This window comes from Bradyrhizobium cenepequi (assembly GCF_020329485.1).
Lineage (GTDB): Bacteria > Pseudomonadota > Alphaproteobacteria > Rhizobiales > Xanthobacteraceae > Bradyrhizobium > Bradyrhizobium cenepequi.
The window spans coordinates 62665-79813 of record NZ_JAGKJI010000022.1; the positions used below are offsets into that span (position 1 = coordinate 62665).

Here is a 17149-nt window from a genome sequence, read left to right on the forward strand (position 1 = left end):
GATGCTTGATTCGCGCCGCAACACGGCGCTGGCCTGCGCGCTCAGTGCGCTCGCCGGCTATCTCGACGGCATCGGCTATCTGCATCTCGGCGGCCTGTTCGTCTCCTTCATGAGCGGCAACTCGACCCGGCTCGGCGTCGACCTGACCGAGGCGAACTGGTTCGCGGCAGCGCAAACCATTGGCATCATCGTGACGTTCGTGATTGGCGCGGCGGCGGGCAGCTTGATCGTGCTCGCGCGCGGCGGCCGCCGCCAGACCTGGCTGTTGCTGACCGAAACGCTGCTGCTCGTCGGCTCCGCGCTCGCCTATACCTTCGGCTGGCCGACGGTCGCGGTTGGCGGGATCGTATTCGCGATGGGACTGGAGAATGCCATATTCCAGATTCGCGGCGGCGGCAGCCTCGGCCTCACCTATGTCACCGGCGCACTCGTCAAGGCCGGCCAGCTCCTTGGGACGGCGTTGACCGGTGGCCCACGCTGGGCCTGGCTGCCGAGCCTCTTGCTATGGGCGGCGCTGGTGTTGGGGTCGACCGTCGGCGCACTCGCTTATCTTCACCTCAATCTGTCAGCGGTCTGGTTCGCGGCCGGAGCCGCCGTTGCGCTCACCGCGATCGTCGCGGTGCGGGATAAGTGAGGATTGACAGTCCTCACCGCTTGTCCGAATGGACTGAAATGACCGAACCCACCAAAGCCCGCGCCGCATGCCTGATCGGATGGCCGGCCGCGCATTCGCGCTCGCCGCTGATCCATCACTACTGGCTGCGGAAGCTCGGCATCGAGGGGGGCTACAACATCGAGGCGATCCCGCCGGAGGGCTTTGCCGAGTTCGTGTTGCATCTGTCGACCCACGGCTTCGTCGGCGCCAATGTCACCATCCCGCACAAGGAGCGCGCGCTGGCGCTGTCGCTGCCTGATGAGCGCGCCCGTGCAGTCGGCGCTGCCAACACGCTGTGGTACGAAGGCGGCGAGCTGTGCTCGACCAACACCGATGTCGAAGGCTTCATCAACAATCTCGATGCCTCCGCGCCCGGGTGGGACCAGGCGACGGAAGCGCTGGTGCTGGGCGCCGGCGGCGCGGCGCGCGCCGTGGTGTTCGGATTGCTCGATCGCGGCATGACGCGCATTCATCTCGTCAACCGCAGCATCGATCGTGCCTGCGCGCTTGCCGATCAGTTCGGCTCGCGCGTCGAGCCGGCCATCTGGGATACGCTCGCTGATCTGTTGCCGCGCGCGAGGCTATTGGTGAACACCACCTCGCTTGGCATGCACGGCCAGCCGGCGCTCGCCCTCGACGTCGGCTTGTTGCCGCCAAATGCCGTCGTCGCCGACCTCGTCTATGTTCCCTTGAAGACGCCATTGCTTGCGGCCGCCGAGGCGCGCGGATTGAAGACAGCCGACGGGCTCGGCATGCTCCTGCACCAGGCGGTGCGCGGCTTCGAATTGTGGTTTGGCCAGCGCCCGCAAGTGACGCCGGAACTGCGGGCCCTGGTCGAGGACGATCTCACAAAGACTTGAGGGCACGAAATATCGCTGCAAGAGCGGGGTCTCTGCACAGGTGATCCACCCGGAGCTCCGCCCTATGACTCCCTATCGTTCCACCCTTGTCCGTCCGCTATTTGCCGCCGCCATGGTCGCGGCATCAACCCTCTATGCGATCGCGCAGCAGCCCCCGACATCGTCGCGGGTGCGCGGCACCATCGAAAGCGTCAACGGCGACACGCTCGCGGTCAAGTCGCGCAGCGGCGAGGACGTCAAGCTGCATCTGACGAACGATGCGCGCGTTGCCGGCATCGTCAAGATCGCGCTGTCCGACGTCAAGGTCGGTTCCTTCATCGGCGCCACCACCGTGCCAGGTTCCGACGGCACGCCGAAAGCGGTGGAAGTCCACGTCTTCCCCGAGGACATGCGCGGCACCGGCGAGGGCTCGCGGCCCTGGGACACGCGCCCCAACAGCAGCATGACCAATGCGACGGTCGAGCAATCCGTGGTCAGCAATGACGGCCACACGCTGCTCGTCAAATACAAGGACGGCGAGAAGAAGGTGCTGGTCTCGCCCGACACGCCTGTCGTCACTTATGTTCCCGGCGACAAGTCCGAGCTCAAGACGGGCGCCAAGATCATCGCATTCACGAAAAAGGCGCCCGACGGCTCTCTCGAGACCAACCGCATCAGCGTCGGCCGCGACGGCATCACGCCGCCGATGTGACGTGCGCGTTGCTGTCTTCCCTTCTCCCCTTGTGGGCTCCCTTGTGGGAGAAGGTGGCGCGCATGCAATGCGCGACGGATGAGGGGTTCTCTCCGTGGGCGACGGTGCTCGCGGAGAGAACCCCTCACCCAAACGCGCTCGTTGCCGATGCCGGAGCTGCCCTCTCCCACAAGGGGCGAGGGCACATTAATCGGCATCGCGCGTGTGTTGGCCTAAACCGCCAGCACCTTGTCGTCGATCTCGGCGATCGTGTTGACGCCGCACAGGCCCATGGTCGTGAGCAGCTCCTTCGCCAGCACGTTGATCGCCTCGGCGACGCCGGCCTGTCCGCCGGCGCCGAGACCGTAGGCATAGGCGCGGCCGATCATGCAGGATTTCGCGCCGAGCGCGAGCGCGCGCATCACGTCCATGCCGGTGCGGATGCCGCCGTCGAACATGACCTCCACCTGCGATCCCACGGCGTCGACGATCTCGGGCAGCACCTCGATCGAGGAGGGGGCGCCGTCCAGCTGTCGGCCGCCATGGTTGGAGACCACGATCGCCTGCGCGCCGGTCTTGGCCGCGATCTCCGCATCCTCGACGTCCAGGATACCCTTGAGGATCAGCTTGCCCGGCCAGATGCTGCGGATCCAGTCGATGTCCTTCCAGTTCAGCGAGGTGTCGAACTGCGAATTGATCCAGGTCGACAGCGAGGTGATGTCCTGGTCGACCTTGAGATGGCCGGCGAGATTGCCGAAGGTGCGGCGCTTGCCGCGCAGCACGCCGGAGACCCAGGCCGGCTTGGTGGCGAAATCGATCAGCTTCGACAGCGACCATTCCGGCGGCACGGTCATGCCGTTCCTGATGTCCTGGTGCCGCTGGCCGATCACCTGCAGATCGACGGTCAGCACCAGCGCACTGCACCTGGCGGCGATCGCGCGCTCGATCAGCGCCTTGATGAAGCCGCGGTCCTTCATGACGTAGAGCTGGAACCAGAACGGCTTGTCAACGGCGGCTGCGATGTCCTCGATCGAGCAGATCGACATCGTGCTCTGGGTGAAGGGAATCCCTGCGGCCTGCGCGGCGCGGCAGGCATGAATCTCGCCGTCGCCATGCTGCATGCCGAGCAGGCCGACCGGGGCGAGGATCAGCGGCATAGCGGCAGGCTCGCCCAGGATCGTGGTGCTGAGGTCGCGCTTGGAGACGTCGACCAGGATGCGCTGGCGGAATTTGATCTGCTGAAGATCCTCGCTGTTGGCGCGCAGCGTGTCCTCGGTATAGGAGCCGCGGTCGGCATAGTCGAAAAATGCCTTCGGTACGCGGCGCTTGTGTAGCTGGCGCAGATCTTCGATGCAGGTGATGTGCTTCATGGACGCTCCCGGCCCGTCTTGTATTTCGCGAATGCGCCGTCATCTAGCATGGTTGGATCATCTGCCAAATCGCTCCACCGAAATCCGCCCCACCAGGAGGCCACCATGACCAGATCGACCCCCAAGCGGAAGGATACCGACGGCGAAAAGCGCGCGCTCGAGGAGTCGCTGGAGGAGGGATTGGAAGGGACTTTTCCGGCCTCCGACCCTGTCAATGTGATCCAACCGGCGCCTTCCAAGGACGACCATCACATCCTCCGCAAACGCTAGAATCGGGCGCGGCCGCTCCCAGTAAAGCTACGATCCCTAAGAATTATACATTATTTTACAATATATTAACCTAATCTCTTGCCATCGGGTGAACGGTAATGATTCATCATATATTTTGAAGCCGCCGTGGCGGCTGACGCATTATAAGGCCTGCATCGATGGCGTTTCGGGCTTCTCGCCAGGGTAGCTGGAGAAGCCCAGGCCTAGCTGGGGGTGATATGAGCCGTAAATACTTTGGGACCGACGGGATTCGTGGCCGTGCCAATGGTCTGATTACGCCGGAACTCGCACTCAAGGTGGGGCAGGCCGCCGGCCTCGTGTTCCAGCGCGGCGATCATCGCCATCGCGTGGTGATCGGCAAGGACACGCGGCTCTCCGGCTACATGATCGAATATGCCATGGTCGCGGGCTTCACCTCGGTCGGCATGGACGTGCTGCTGCTCGGCCCGATGCCGACGCCGGCGGTCGCGATGCTCACCAAATCGATGCGCGCTGACCTCGGTGTGATGATCTCCGCCTCCCACAATCTGTTCGAGGACAACGGCATCAAGCTGTTCGGGCCGCAAGGGTTCAAGCTTTCCGACGACGTCGAGAAGCAGATCGAGCAATTGCTCGACGAGCCGATCGAGCGCCGGCTCGCGCAGAGCGCGAGCCTCGGCCGCGCCCGCCGGATCGACGGTGTCCACGATCGTTACATCGAATTCGCCAAGCGCACGCTGCCGCGCGAATTGAGCCTCGACGGCCTGCGCGTCGTGATCGATTGCGCCAATGGCGCGGCCTACAAGGTGGTGCCGGAAGCGCTGTGGGAGCTTGGCGCCGACGTCGTGCAGATCGGCGTCGAGCCCGACGGCTTCAACATCAACAAGGAATGCGGCTCCACCGCGCCGGAAGCGCTGGCGAAGAAGGTGCGCGAGATGCGCGCCGATATCGGCATTGCGCTGGACGGCGACGCCGATCGCGTCATCCTGGTGGACGAGCGCGGCCACGTGGTCGATGGCGACCAACTGCTCGCAGTGATCGCGCAGAGCTGGAAGGAAGAGGGCCGGCTCGCCAAGCCCGGCATCGTCACCACCGTGATGTCCAATCTCGGGCTCGAACGCTTCCTGCGGGGCATTGGGCTCGACATGGTGCGCACGCCGGTCGGCGACCGCTATGTGCTCGAGCGGATGCTGAACGACGGCTACAATCTCGGCGGCGAGCCGTCCGGCCATATCATTCTCTCCGACTACGCCACCACCGGCGACGGCTTCGTCGCAGCGCTGCAGGTGCTTGCCGTGGTGCAAAAGCTACGCCGCCCGGTGTCGGAGGTCTGCCGCCGCTTCGATCCGCTGCCGCAGATCCTGAAGAACGTGCGTTATCGCAGCGGCAAGCCGCTCGATGATGCCGAGGTCAAGTCCGCCATCGTCGACGGCGAGAAGCGGCTCAACGGCCACGGTCGCCTGCTGGTCCGTTCCTCCGGCACCGAGCCGGTGATCCGCGTGATGGGCGAGGGCGACGACCGCCTGCTGGTCGAGGAAGTCGTCGATCACATCGTCTCCGCGCTCGGCCACGCTGCCGCCGCCGCGGCGTAACGCTCGCTTCCGACGCTTCCGCTTCCGTCGTCCCTTGCGAAAGCAGGGACCCATAACCACAGGGAGAGGTTATGGTGGGAGCAAGCAGTTGCAGCGGAGCACACCACGAGAGCCTGTGGTTATGGGTCCCGGCTGCGCCAAGGCTTCGCCGCGGCCCGGCAAGCCCGGGACGACGAGAGTGCTTTGCGCGGCGCACCGAAAACTTCATCAACGCATCGTTAGCATTTGTGGCGCGGCCACCGCGTATGCACGCAATGATGCGCACGTTCGATAAAATCGTCAGAGGCTGTCAACCTTAATAATTAGGGTTAAGCGCCGCTTAAGCATTTAGTGCCATCGTCCGGCCGTGGGTTTTCAGACGTGAGGCTTCCGCGCTCGCCTCACTGGCCAAAAGGACGAAGCCAATGCGTAGCGTTAAGTCTCTCATTGCCGCTGGTGCGGCCTCCCTGATCTCTTCGATGGCGTTCGCCGCCGACATGCCGATCGCGCCGCCGCCGGCCTACGGACCGCCGCCGGTGGAGGATTTCGGCGGCTGGTATCTGCGCGGCGACGTTGGCTTCAGCAATCAGAGCGTGAAGGAAGTGCGCAACGGCAACGATGCTTTGTATGCGCCGCTGCTCTCTCTGAACCAGCAGACTGGGTTCGACACCGGCGGCATCTTTGGTCTCGGCGTCGGTTACCAGTTCAATAGCTGGTTCCGCGGCGACATCACCGGCCAGTACCGTGGAAGGACGAACTTTCACGGTCAGGATCTCGCGACGTTTCCGATTGGCGGCGGTGTTGTCGGCGCCGGCGTCGACAATTACACGGCAAGCAAGTCGGAATGGCTTGTCCTTGCCAACGCCTATGTCGATCTTGGCACTTGGTGGTGCGTGACGCCGTTCATCGGCGCCGGCGTTGGTGCAGCGCGCGTGACCATCTCCAACTTCACCGATCAGGGTCTTGCCGATATCTCTCCCGGTGTGATCGGGCCGGGCTTTGCAACCGCCAATTCGGCTTCCAAGTGGAATTTCGCATGGGCCGCGCATGCGGGTCTTGCCTACAAGGTTAGCCCAAATCTGACGCTCGAAGTCGCCTATAGCTACGTCGACCTTGGCTCCGGACTCACAGGACCCGTGACCACGTTCCAGGGTTTCACGACCAACAACCCAATGCACTTCAAGGACATCACCTCGCACGACCTCAAGTTCGGCGTGCGCTGGAATCTGGACAGCCCGCAGCCGGTCTACGCGCCGCCGCCGCTGGTGCGCAAAGGTTAATACGAAGCTTCATTGGTTAACGATTGCAGACGGCGCGGGATGTTCCCGCGCCGTTTCGTTTTTGTGGACGCATGGTGCGCATCACGCAGAACATTGTGGCAAATGCGGCCCGCGACAACCATTGGTTAAGGTTAACGAGCGATGATCGCGCCGGGTTTTGGTTAAGTCATTGGGGGCGTGGGCGATGCGTCGGTTTCTACTGGCGGTAGTGATGTGTGGCGCGGTGACGGGCGCGCAGGCCGCCGATCTTCCTGATCTGCCAATCCTTCGCGGCAGCTTCACCGATGGGCTGACCACTTCCAGGGCTTATTGGGAAGGTCTCTACATTGGCGGCCAAGCCGGTTACGGATCGTCCGACGCGAATTTTGACAGCAAACCGTCATCTTTGATCTCCTCGCTGATTTCCGACAACGTCGTCCAGCAGATGGGCGTTGCGCAATGGAATCTCGGTCTAGGAAAGCAGACGGCGCGTTCGTCCACATATGGAGCGTTTGTCGGATACAATTGGCAATGGAGCGACGTCGTGCTCGGCCTAGAGGCAAGTTACATGCATGGCAGCTTTGGCGGTTCGGCCAGCGCCAGCAAGGAGCTTGTGAGCGGCGCCCCTCTCACCGACGGCTCCTTTCACGATGTCGGAGTCACCTCGGCATCCTCGATCTCGATCTCGGACATGGCCACGTTCCGGGGACGCGCAGCTTACGCTTTCGGATGCTTCCTGCCCTATGCGTTCGGCGGCTTCGCGCTCGGCAAAGCCAATATTTCACACACTGCAATCGTTACGGACGCCGTGGGTCCCTCTGCCCTTGGGCCCTTCACGCCGCTAATGCCATTGAGCGCGACGGATGCTGTGCACAATCATCTCATCTACGGCTATACGGCCGGCCTTGGCATCGACATCAATCTGGTCGGTGGCCTCTTCATGCGCGCGGAATGGGAATATATCCGCTTCACCACAACGGTCGATACCAACATCAACACGGTGCGCGCCGGCCTCGGCTACAAATTCTAGACGCGCTTCCGTCCGATGTGTTGACAGCTCTTGTTTCCGCTGTTGCTCTGTCGTTGGGCAACAGGACAACAGCCAGCCATGAAGATCTACGGCGACGACAAGTCGGGCAATTGCCTGAAGGTGAAGTGGGTCTGCGATCACCTCGCGCTGCGCTACACCTGGATCGACGTTGACGTCCTCAAGCAGGAGACGCGGAGTGCGGATTTCCTGAGGATGAACAGCGCGGGCCAGGTGCCGACAATCGTGCTCGACGATGGCCGCACCCTGGCGCAGTCCAATGCCATCATCCGCTATCTCGCCCGCGGCAGCGACCTCATTCCATCCGACGATTTCGCCGCCGCGAAGATGGATGAGTGGTTGTTCTGGGAACAGTATAGCCACGAGCCCTATGTCGCCGTGTGCCGATTCCAGATGCGCTATCTCGGCAAATCCGTGTCCGAGCTCGATCCGGAGAAGGTCAGGCGCGGCCATGCCGCGCTGGCGCGAATGGAGCAGCAGCTTGCGCTCACGCCGTTTCTGGTTGGCGAAGTGCTCTCGCTCGCCGACGTGGCGCTGCTCGCCTACACGCGGCTTGCGCATGAGGGCGGATTTGATCTCAGCGGCTATCCCGCGCTTCGTCGCTGGATCAGTGACGCCGAACGCTCACTGGGCCTTCCGCCTGCACGCTGAACTGTTTCGGAACACATCATGGCAACTGCGTCTTCGATCACCATCCGTCGCGCCCGTCGCGACGATGTCTCCGTTATCGTCGGCATGCTCGCGGACGACCGGCTCGGCAGTGCGCGCGAGCGGATCGAGGATCCCTTGCCTCAATCCTATTTCGGCGCGTTCGAGAAGGTGGATCGCGATCCGAATTTCAAGCTCGTGGTCGCCGAGAGCACGGACAGCGTGGTGGTGGGCTGCCTGCAGTTGTGCATTCTGCCGGGCATAAGCTCGCAAGGCGCCTCGCGCGGCTTGATCGAGGACGTGCGCGTTGCGACCCACTGCCGCAGCCGCGGCATCGGCGAGCAGATGGTGGAGTGGGCGATTACGGAAGCGCGCGCCAACGGTTGCATTCTCGTCGAACTGCTCACGCATCACACCCGCGTCGATGCGCAGCGGTTCTACGAACGGCTTGGATTTCAACGCAGTCACGTCGGCATGACGATACGCTTCTGAGTTGCGTCGAGTTGCGCGGCTACGATCGCTGATCGCAGTGGTAGTCTTCGCTCTGCGTTCCGGTTAACAAGCGGTAAACTACGCCGGCCTCCGTAATTTTGCCGGCAGGAACGCTCCTGCTAGTTACGCGTCTCCCAGCAGCAGAACATGATCCGCAAGAGATGATGATCAAGCAAAAAAGATCGAACGGATGACGTTCCAAAGTCATCGCGTTCAGGGGACGGCTCGGGGATATTTCAGATGAAGCGATATTCGATCGTCAGGGCGGGCAACGAATACATCGTACAGGTCGATGAAAAGAGCATTATGAAAATGTCCAGCCGGCGAAAGGCCATGAAGCTGGTGAACGTTGCGGCCGGACTGCTCGATCAGGTGCCGGCTCCAGCGCGCGACGAGCCCGCATCAATCGCCTGTGATCCTCCTGAAGTTCCTTGACGATCCCTTACCCTTCCACTATCTCCGACGGCGGGAAACCTCTCCCCACCGAGAGGCAGCTATCTGGAAGGGTAGATCATGACTGCAGCGAAGCCCGCTTCGCGGCCGAACGTGCCGCATTTCTCCTCCGGCCCCTGTGCCAAGCGCCCCGGCTGGAATCCTCAAAATCTCAAGGACGCCGCCCTCGGCCGCTCGCATCGCGCCAAGATCGGTAAGGCAAAGCTCAAGCAAGCCATTGAGCTGACGCGCGAAGTGCTGGAGGTGCCGGCCGACTACAAGATCGGCATCGTTCCGGCGTCCGACACCGGCGCGGTCGAGATGGCGCTGTGGTCGCTGCTCGGTGCACGACCCGTCACCACGCTGGCCTGGGAATCCTTCGGCGAGGGCTGGGTCAGCGACATCGTCAAGGAACTGAAGCTGAAGGACGCCACCAAGCTCAACGCCGGCTATGGCGAGATCCCCGATCTCTCCAAGGTCGACCCGGCGAGCGACGTCGTCTTCACCTGGAACGGCACCACCTCGGGCGTGCGCGTGCCGAACGCCGACTGGATCAGCGCGACCCGCGAAGGCCTCACCATCTGCGACGCGACCTCGGCGGCGTTTGCGCAGTCGCTCGACTGGCCGAAGCTCGACGTCATCACCTTCTCCTGGCAGAAGGCGCTGGGCGGCGAGGCCGCGCATGGCATGCTGATCCTCTCACCGCGTGCGGTGGAGCGGCTCGAGACCTACAAGCCGGCCTGGCCGCTGCCGAAGATCTTCCGCATGACCAAAGGCGGCAAGCTCAACCAGGGCATCTTCGAAGGCGAGACCATCAATACGCCGTCGATGCTCTGCGTGGAGGACTATCTCGACGCGCTCGACTGGGCGAAATCGATCGGCGGCCTGAAGACGCTGATCGCACGCGCCGACGCCAACACCAAGGTGCTCGCCCACTGGAAGGCGAGGACGCCGTGGATCGATTTCCTGGCCAAGGATCCCGCGATCCGCTCCAACACCTCGGTGTGCCTGAAGATCACGGATCCCGCGATCACCTCGCTCACGCCGGACCTGCAGGCCGACTTCTGCAAGAAGCTGGTCGCCCTGGTCGAGAAGGAGAATGCCGGCTTCGACTTTGCGCATTACCGCGATGCGCCGGCGGGCCTGCGCATCTGGTGCGGCGCCACCGTGGAAGCGAAGGACGTCGAACTGCTCACGCAGTGGATCGACTGGGCGTTCGCCGAGATCAAGGCACAGCTGCCGAAGGCTGCTTAGCGCTCTCTCCACCTCTCCCCGTTCTTCACGGGGAGAGGTGGGAAGGTAGAGGACCACTACCATGTCAAAACCGAAAGTTCTCATTTCCGACGCCCTTTCGCCCGCTGCCGTGCAGATCTTCAAAGACCGCGGCGTTGAGGTCGACTTCCAGCCCAATCTCGGCAAGGACAAGGAAAAGCTCGCCGAGATCATCGGCAACTATGATGGCCTCGCAATCCGCTCGGCGACTAAGGCAACCGCCAAGCTCATCGAGAAGGCCGCCCGGCTGAAAGTGATCGGCCGCGCCGGCATCGGCGTCGACAATGTCGAGATCCCGGCCGCCACAGCCAAGGGCATCATCGTGATGAACACGCCGTTCGGCAACTCGATCACGACCGCCGAGCACGCGATCACCCTGATGCTGGCGCTTGCCCGCGAGATCCCGCAGGCCGATGCCTCGACGCAGGCCGGCAAGTGGGAGAAGAACCGCTTCATGGGCGTGGAGATTACCAACAAAACGCTCGGCGTGGTCGGCTGCGGCAATATCGGCTCGATCGTCTGCGACCGTGCACTCGGCCTGCGCATGAAGGTGATCGCGTTCGATCCGTTCCTGTCGCCGGAGCGCGCCAAGGACATCGGGGTCGAGAAGGTCGAGCTCGACGATCTCTTCAAGCGCGCCGATTTCATCACCCTGCACACGCCGCTTACCGACAAGACCCGCAACATCATCGATGCCGTGGCACTTGCGAAGATGAAGAAGGGCGTGCGTATCGTCAATTGCGCCCGCGGCGGCCTCGTCGACGAGCAGGCGCTGATAGACGCGCTCAATTCCAAGCATGTCGCAGGCGCGGCCTTCGACGTGTTCAGCGAGGAGCCTGCGAATTCGAACGTCCTGTTCGGCCATCCGAGCGTGATCTGCACCCCGCATCTTGGTGCCTCCACCACCGAAGCGCAGGAGAATGTCGCGCTGCAGATCGCCGAGCAGATGTCGGATTACCTGCTCACGGGTGCGATCTCCAACGCCATCAACTTCCCCTCGATCACGGCTGAAGAGGCGCCGAAGCTGAAGCCGTTCATCGAGCTCGCCGAGAAGCTCGGCTCGTTCGCCGGCCAGCTCACCGAGAGCGGCATCGTCAAAACCCAGATCACCTATGAGGGCCATGTCGCCGAGATGAAGATCAAGGCGCTGACCTCGGCGGTGCTGTCCGGCCTGCTGCGGCCGATGCTGGGCGACGTCAACGTCGTCTCTGCGCCGGTGGTTGCCAAGGAGCGCGGCATGGTGGTCGACGAGGTGACGCGCGCGGCGCAGAGCGACTACGAAAGCCTGATCACCGTGACCGTGACGACGGAACGGCAGGAGCGCTCCGTCTCGGGCACCGTCTATCACGACGGCAAGCCGCGGCTGGTCGACATCAAGGGCATCCGCGTCGACGCCGAGTTCGGCAAGTCGATGATCTATGTGACCAACGAGGACAAGCCGGGCTTCATCGGCAAGTTCGCGAGCCTGCTCGGCGACGCCAAGATCAATATCGCGACCTTCCATCTCGGCCGTGTCGCGCAAGGCGGCGACGCGATCGCGCTGGTCGAGATCGACGGCCCCGTTGCGGCGGACGTGCTCGCCAAGGTGCAGGCGCTGCCGCAGGTCAAGCAGGCCAAGGCGCTCGCGTTCTGAGCGCGGAGGTGCCAATTGCTGCGCCCTCGCCCCTTGTGGGAGAGGGCAGCTCCGCTGTTCGTACCAGACTCATTCGGGTGAGGGGTTCTCTCCACGAGCGCCGTCGCCCGTGGAGACAACCCCCTCATCCGGCGCTTCGCGCCACCTTCTCCCACAAGGGGAGAAGGGAAGGAAGGTCGCGCCGTTCGACCCACATATTCCGATCTGCGGAACATGACGCCGCCTCCGGCATCGGAGGCGGCGTTTGCCGTTTGGCAGCTGACAAAATCTGTGTACGAATGGGCCAAGACCGGTCATATCAGGCCGTCCGAACAAGGGAGAAAACACAATGCGTGAAGCCGTTATCGTTTCCTATGCACGCACGGGACTGGCAAAGTCCGCCCGCGGTGGATTCAACATCACCCCGCCGATGTCGCTGGCGGCGCACGCCATCAAGCATGCCGTCGAGCGCGCCGGCGTCGACAAGGAATACGTCGAGGACTGCTATCTCGGCAATTGCGCCCATGGCGCGCCGAACATCGGCCGCCAGGCCGCGCTGCTCGCCGGCCTGCCGAAGTCGACTGCCGGCGTCTCGGTGAACCGCTTCTGCTCCTCAGGGCTTCAGACCATCGCGATGGCCGCCAACTCGATCCGCTCCGACGGCGCCGAATGCATCGTCGCCGGCGGCGTCGAGAGCATCTCGATTCCCGGCGGCGGCACGCCGAAGGAGTCGGTCGATCCGGAGTTGCTCAAGACCGCGCCCGACATCTTCATGGCGATGATCGACACCGCCGATATCGTCGCCGAGCGCTACAAGCTCAGCCGCGAATACCAGGACGAGTTCTCGCTGGAGTCGCAGCGCCGCATGGCCGCCGCGCAGCAGGGGGGCAAGTTCAAGGACGAGATTGTCCCGATGAAGACCCGGATGAAGGTGGTCGACAAGGTGACGAAGGAAGAGAGCATCAAGGACTATGTCGTCGACCGCGACGAGTGCAACCGTCCCGACACCACGATCGAGGGGCTGGCGAAGCTCGAGCCGGTGAGGGGACCGGGCAAGTTCATCACGGCCGGCAATGCCAGCCAGCTCTCCGACGGCGCCGCGGCTGTGGTGCTGATGGAAGCCAAGGACGCCGAGAAGCGCGGTCTCGAGCCGCTGGGCCGCTTCGTTGCCTGGGCGACCGCCGGCTGCGAGCCGGACGAGATGGGCATCGGTCCCGTCTATGCGGTGCCGAAGCTCTTGAAGCGCCACGGCCTGAAGATGGACGATATCGATCTCTGGGAGCTCAACGAGGCTTTCGCCAGCCAGTGCCTGTACTGCCGTGACCAGCTCGGCATCGATCCCGAGAAGTACAACGTCAACGGCGGCTCGATCGCGATCGGCCACCCCTTCGGCATGACCGGCGCGCGTCTCACCGGCCACCTCCTGCAGGAAGGCCGCCGCCGCAAGGCCAAGTGGGGCGTCGTCACCATGTGCATTGGCGGCGGGCAGGGCGGCGCCGGATTGTTCGAGATCTATAGCTGAGAACGGCTTCGGCTGAACGCTACATGAACCAAAGCACGGCGCCTCAAGCGCCGTGCTTTTTTGTGCCTCACGCAAACCGCAATCGAACCGGTTCTTTTCTCGCTGCGTCTCACCACCGATGGGGTGTGACTTTCGCCGCTGTCCGGTGCCGGATGGGGCGGAGTTTGCGCGCAATGCAGGAAAGGGATCCAATGCGCTTGATTGCCAATTGTCTTGTCACCACCGGCCTGGTGCTGGTCACCCCGCTTGCCGCTTTGCCGGCGCGTGCGGCTGACGTCGATGCCTCTTCGACGGTGGATGCGGTTACCGTCTATCCGGATGGCGCGAGCGTCACCCGCGTCATCACGCTCGATCTGCCGTCCGGCGACAGCACGCTGGTCGCCAGGGATTTCCCGCTGTCGCTCGATCCATCCTCGCTGCGTGTCGAGGGCGAGGCGGGCAGCAAGCTGACGATCGGGTCGATCGACGCGCGGCGGCCGCGCGCAGCGCCGCCGGTCGACCTGCCGGAGCTCGACAAGCGCATCGAGGCGCTGAAGGACGAGCGTGCCAATCTGCAAGGCGCGATCGACGCCGCGAAGGCGCGCCGCCAGTTCGCCGCGCGCTTTGCGGAAGCCGCGCCGGTCGGCATCGGCGACAAGGGCGAAGCGCGACCGATCTCCGAATGGCGCGCCGCGTTCGCCGCCGTCGCTGAGGAGATTGCAACCGCCGACACGGCGATCCGCGAGACTGAGCGCAAGCAGCGCGACATCGACCGCGAGATCGCGCGGCTGGAACACGATCGCGCCGCCAAGCCGCCGAGCAAGCTCGAGGTCCGTATTGACCTCGCTGCCGCGGCCGCGACGAAAGCCACGCTGCGCGTCACCTATTCGGTGCGCAATGCGCGCTGGGCGCCGATCTATGACGCCCGCCTCGAGACCGGCGCGAAGGACCGCAAGCCCTCGCTCGAACTGGTGCGTCGCGCCGAGATCACGCAGTCGACCGGCGAGGACTGGTCGAACGTCGCGCTCGGCGTCTCCACCGTGCGCATCGCCCGCGGCGGCAGCGCGCCCGAATTGAAATTCGCTGGTCGTGCAATATCCCCAGCCGCCGCGCCCGGTGCCGATGCCGGGCGCCGTGTCGGAGTCGGCGAGGCCTGCGCCGATGCTGCGCACGGCGCCCGCTGCAAAGTCCGCCGACGCGATCGATGCGCGTGAGCGCGCTGAAGAGCAGCAGGCGGTGGCTGAGATCGGCGCCTTCCAGGCCACCTTCAAAATTCCCGGTCGCGTCAGCCTCGATGCCAGCGAAGGTGCGAAGAGCCTGCGCATCGCAAGCAGCGTGATCGTGCCCGACCTTGTGATCCGTTCCGCGCCGGTGCTAGACCCGACGGCTTTCCTTGAGGCGAGCTTCAGGCAGGCCGAGGACGCGCCGCTGTTGCCCGGCCGCGTGGCGATCTACCGCGACGGTGTGTTCGTCGGCCGCGGCAAGATCGCTTCCGCCGGCAAGGATGAAATGGTGCGGCTTGGCTTCGGCGCCGATGACAAGGTCGAGATCGAGCGCTCGGTGGTCAAGCGCAACGAGGGCTCGGCCGGCCTGATTGTGACGACGTCGAAGACCGACGAACGCTCGTTCAAGACCAGCATCCGCAACGGTCACGATTTTCCGATTCGCATCGCGATCGAGGATCAGCTTCCGGTCAGCGAGAATGAGGAGATCCTGGTCGAGATGCTGCCGCAGACCACGCCGCCGACCGCAACCAATCTGCGCGACAAGCGCGGCGTGCTACAATGGACGTTCGACGCGAAGCCAGGTGAGCTCAAGGAGATCAATTTGGGCTGGCGCATCCGCTGGCCCAAGGACAAGGGAGTCGTGATGACGCCGGCGGGTTGAGGCATTCTTACCTCGCCCCGCTCTTGCGGGGAGAGGTCGAATTTGCGCAATGCGCAAATTCGGGTGAGGGGCTCTCTCCGCGAACACATCTGCCACCGTGATCGCGGAGAGAGCCCCTCATCCCGACCCTCTCCCCGTGAAGAGCGGGGAGAGGGAGGGCGCTCACTTCGCCTTCAGGAAGTCGCCGACTTCCAGCAGCACGAACTCGTTGTCGTCGGCCTTGTTGGGATCGCGGCTCGAGGAGAACGGCAGGTTGTTGTCGTTGCCGACGATGATATGGGTGTCGTCGACGCGATCGACGTTCTCGATGGTGAAGAACGGGAAGGTCAGCACGCCGTCGTTGAGCGGCTTCTTCGCCTTCTTGTCGGGATCGCGGATCTTCATCAGGTCGATATAGGCGACCTTGCGCACGGGCTTGCCGACATTGGCGTCGGAGAGTTCGATCTTGTAGACGCGCTTGAATTTCGCCAGATCCGGAAAGCAGTTCTGGCCGCGCTGGCCTTGCGGGCAGGCCTTGTCTGCGGTGCCTTCGCCATTGTCGCGCTCGATGATCAGGCCGGCCGTAGCGTCGATCATGTTGAAGTCGCCGATGGCGTTGCCGTTCTGCTCGAACACATATTGCCAGTAGCGGCCGGTGAACTTCTCGTTTGCCACGTCGAACTCAAGGATGCGCGAGGCTTCCTTGCCGTCGACCTTCTCCCAGTCCTTCTTCTCGGCGTCCCACAGCGGACCCTCGAGCAGGCCGTACAGGAACTTGCCGTCCTTCGAGGACGCAAAGCCCTCATAGCCTTTGGAGCGGCGCAGGTTGACATTGGTGTAGCTCGCGCCCGGCGCGCCGGGCGACTGCACCGACCAGTGATCGGGCGAGCGCACCGGCTTGCCGTCGGCCGTCGTCTCGAACACGGCCAGCACCTTGCCGGTCTTGTCGGCCTTGATCACGTAGGGCCCGAACTCATCGCCCATCCAGAACGTGTCACCGATGATCTGGAAGCCTTCGGTGTCGAAATCGGCACCGGTGAGACAGCGCTTGGCAGTGTCCTCATGCAGGATGCGGAACGGCACCTTCTTGTCGGGATCGTGCAGGAAGATGGTCTCCTGCCGCTCGATCTTGCCGCTCGCCCAGTCGATCTTGTGCCGGTTCAGGTACAGCATCGAATCGGCCGAGTTGTAGCGCGAGCCCATGCCGTTGTCGGTGAGCACCCAGAACGTGCCGTCCGCCATCACCTTGATGCCGGAATGGCCCTGCAGCGGCTGGCCCTTGAATGGCAGCGACACGCCGGTCGGCCGCTCGTAGGACTTGCCCATCACGCTGCCGGCGGCGTCGACGCGGCGGCCGGTGGTGTATTTGCCCGAGGTCTTGAGATCATCAGGTGCATCGGCAGGCGCGTCGATGAAGCTTTCCGCCGGAAGCACGGCGTGGCCCTTGAGGGTCGCCGGATATTCGCCTTCGCCTTGCGCGAAGGCCGCTCCCGAGAGCAGCACGATGGACGCGACGGAGCAGAGCAGTGATTTGCGCATGTTGATCTCCCCTGAAGATAACGCCGCGGAGTTCTGGGAGGCGCGTGTTACATGCCGCTGACAGTTTCGTGACGGGGGGCGATTGGCGCTGGATATGCCTGCGAC

General features: G+C 63.6%; 15 protein-coding genes and 1 pseudogene. 14 read left to right on the forward strand and 2 right to left on the reverse strand.

Features of this window, described 5'->3' with window-relative positions; all coding sequences use genetic code 11:
• Position 1 precedes the first annotated feature (1 nt).
• From J6497_RS22345 to J6497_RS22355, 3 genes are all read left to right on the forward strand, one after another.
• Entirely contained in the window at positions 2-634 is a 633-nt protein-coding gene (locus tag J6497_RS22345; protein WP_225706427.1) for a YoaK family protein, read from the forward strand.
• A gap of 38 nt (positions 635-672) precedes the next feature.
• Positions 673-1515 carry a shikimate dehydrogenase gene (locus J6497_RS22350; RefSeq protein ID WP_225706428.1) on the forward strand — a complete coding sequence of 281 codons (843 nt, stop codon included), beginning with the start codon at positions 673-675 and terminating at the stop codon, positions 1513-1515.
• A 64-nt stretch (positions 1516-1579) separates the two neighbouring features.
• Positions 1580-2206, forward strand: coding sequence for a hypothetical protein (locus J6497_RS22355; RefSeq protein ID WP_225706429.1), 627 nt, complete (start codon positions 1580-1582; stop codon positions 2204-2206).
• Positions 2207-2418: 212 nt separating this feature from the next.
• Here the strand turns inward: J6497_RS22355 and J6497_RS22360 are convergent, their stop codons facing one another.
• Positions 2419-3555: an alpha-hydroxy acid oxidase gene (locus J6497_RS22360; RefSeq protein WP_225706430.1), complete on the reverse strand. Its 1137-nt coding sequence runs from the start codon at positions 3553-3555 to the stop codon at positions 2419-2421.
• 105 nt (positions 3556-3660) lie between these two features.
• Between J6497_RS22360 and J6497_RS22365 the strand changes: the two genes are divergently transcribed.
• From J6497_RS22365 to J6497_RS22415, 11 genes and pseudogenes are all read left to right on the forward strand, one after another.
• Positions 3661-3825, forward strand: a complete 165-nt coding sequence (locus J6497_RS22365) for a hypothetical protein (protein ID WP_225706431.1) — start codon at positions 3661-3663, stop codon at positions 3823-3825.
• 218 nt (positions 3826-4043) lie between these two features.
• Positions 4044-5396, forward strand: coding sequence for a phosphoglucosamine mutase (gene glmM / locus J6497_RS22370; RefSeq protein ID WP_225706432.1), 1353 nt, complete (start codon positions 4044-4046; stop codon positions 5394-5396).
• 404 nt (positions 5397-5800) lie between these two features.
• The gene (locus J6497_RS22375) at positions 5801-6655 is read left to right on the forward strand and encodes an outer membrane protein (protein ID WP_225706433.1); all 855 of its coding nucleotides are present in this window, start codon (positions 5801-5803) and stop codon (positions 6653-6655) included.
• A gap of 184 nt (positions 6656-6839) precedes the next feature.
• Entirely contained in the window at positions 6840-7664 is an 825-nt protein-coding gene (locus tag J6497_RS22380) for an outer membrane protein (RefSeq protein WP_225706434.1), read from the forward strand.
• A gap of 78 nt (positions 7665-7742) precedes the next feature.
• On the forward strand, positions 7743-8333 hold the full coding sequence (locus J6497_RS22385) for a glutathione S-transferase family protein (RefSeq protein WP_225706435.1): 591 nt from the start codon (positions 7743-7745) through the stop codon (positions 8331-8333).
• A gap of 18 nt (positions 8334-8351) precedes the next feature.
• On the forward strand, positions 8352-8822 hold the full coding sequence (locus J6497_RS22390) for a GNAT family N-acetyltransferase (protein ID WP_225706436.1): 471 nt from the start codon (positions 8352-8354) through the stop codon (positions 8820-8822).
• 240 nt (positions 8823-9062) lie between these two features.
• Positions 9063-9257, forward strand: coding sequence for a hypothetical protein (locus tag J6497_RS22395; protein WP_225706437.1), 195 nt, complete (start codon positions 9063-9065; stop codon positions 9255-9257).
• 78 nt (positions 9258-9335) lie between these two features.
• The gene (locus tag J6497_RS22400) at positions 9336-10508 is read left to right on the forward strand and encodes a phosphoserine transaminase (protein WP_225706438.1); all 1173 of its coding nucleotides are present in this window, start codon (positions 9336-9338) and stop codon (positions 10506-10508) included.
• 61 nt (positions 10509-10569) lie between these two features.
• Positions 10570-12159, forward strand: a complete 1590-nt coding sequence (gene serA, locus J6497_RS22405) for a phosphoglycerate dehydrogenase (RefSeq protein ID WP_225706439.1) — start codon at positions 10570-10572, stop codon at positions 12157-12159.
• Positions 12160-12487: 328 nt separating this feature from the next.
• Positions 12488-13660, forward strand: coding sequence for a thiolase family protein (locus J6497_RS22410; protein ID WP_225706440.1), 1173 nt, complete (start codon positions 12488-12490; stop codon positions 13658-13660).
• A 191-nt stretch (positions 13661-13851) separates the two neighbouring features.
• Positions 13852-15526 (forward strand): annotated as a pseudogene (locus tag J6497_RS22415) (mucoidy inhibitor MuiA family protein).
• 162 nt (positions 15527-15688) lie between these two features.
• Here the strand turns inward: J6497_RS22415 and J6497_RS22420 are convergent.
• Positions 15689-17044 (reverse strand): esterase-like activity of phytase family protein, encoded by a 1356-nt coding sequence (locus tag J6497_RS22420; RefSeq protein ID WP_225706441.1) that lies wholly within the window; start codon positions 17042-17044, stop codon positions 15689-15691.
• Positions 17045-17149 lie beyond the last annotated feature (105 nt).

Excerpts from the sequence above, each read along its gene's own strand:
- J6497_RS22365 (WP_225706431.1), top strand. The coding sequence starts at position 3,661 with ATGACCAGATCGACCCCCAAGCGGAAGGATACCGACGGCGAAAAGCGC.
- J6497_RS22395 (WP_225706437.1), top strand. The coding sequence starts at position 9,063 with ATGAAGCGATATTCGATCGTCAGGGCGGGCAACGAATACATCGTACAG.
- J6497_RS22400 (WP_225706438.1), top strand. The coding sequence starts at position 9,336 with ATGACTGCAGCGAAGCCCGCTTCGCGGCCGAACGTGCCGCATTTCTCC.
- J6497_RS22375 (WP_225706433.1), top strand. The coding sequence starts at position 5,801 with ATGCGTAGCGTTAAGTCTCTCATTGCCGCTGGTGCGGCCTCCCTGATC.
- J6497_RS22345 (WP_225706427.1), top strand. The coding sequence starts at position 2 with ATGCTTGATTCGCGCCGCAACACGGCGCTGGCCTGCGCGCTCAGTGCG.
- J6497_RS22350 (WP_225706428.1), top strand. The coding sequence starts at position 673 with ATGACCGAACCCACCAAAGCCCGCGCCGCATGCCTGATCGGATGGCCG.
- J6497_RS22385 (WP_225706435.1), top strand. The coding sequence starts at position 7,743 with ATGAAGATCTACGGCGACGACAAGTCGGGCAATTGCCTGAAGGTGAAG.
- glmM (WP_225706432.1), top strand. The coding sequence starts at position 4,044 with ATGAGCCGTAAATACTTTGGGACCGACGGGATTCGTGGCCGTGCCAAT.
- serA (WP_225706439.1), top strand. The coding sequence starts at position 10,570 with ATGTCAAAACCGAAAGTTCTCATTTCCGACGCCCTTTCGCCCGCTGCC.
- J6497_RS22410 (WP_225706440.1), top strand. The coding sequence starts at position 12,488 with ATGCGTGAAGCCGTTATCGTTTCCTATGCACGCACGGGACTGGCAAAG.
- J6497_RS22380 (WP_225706434.1), top strand. The coding sequence starts at position 6,840 with ATGCGTCGGTTTCTACTGGCGGTAGTGATGTGTGGCGCGGTGACGGGC.
- J6497_RS22390 (WP_225706436.1), top strand. The coding sequence starts at position 8,352 with ATGGCAACTGCGTCTTCGATCACCATCCGTCGCGCCCGTCGCGACGAT.
- J6497_RS22355 (WP_225706429.1), top strand. The coding sequence starts at position 1,580 with ATGACTCCCTATCGTTCCACCCTTGTCCGTCCGCTATTTGCCGCCGCC.
- J6497_RS22360 (WP_225706430.1), bottom strand. The coding sequence starts at position 3,555 with ATGAAGCACATCACCTGCATCGAAGATCTGCGCCAGCTACACAAGCGC.
- J6497_RS22420 (WP_225706441.1), bottom strand. The coding sequence starts at position 17,044 with ATGCGCAAATCACTGCTCTGCTCCGTCGCGTCCATCGTGCTGCTCTCG.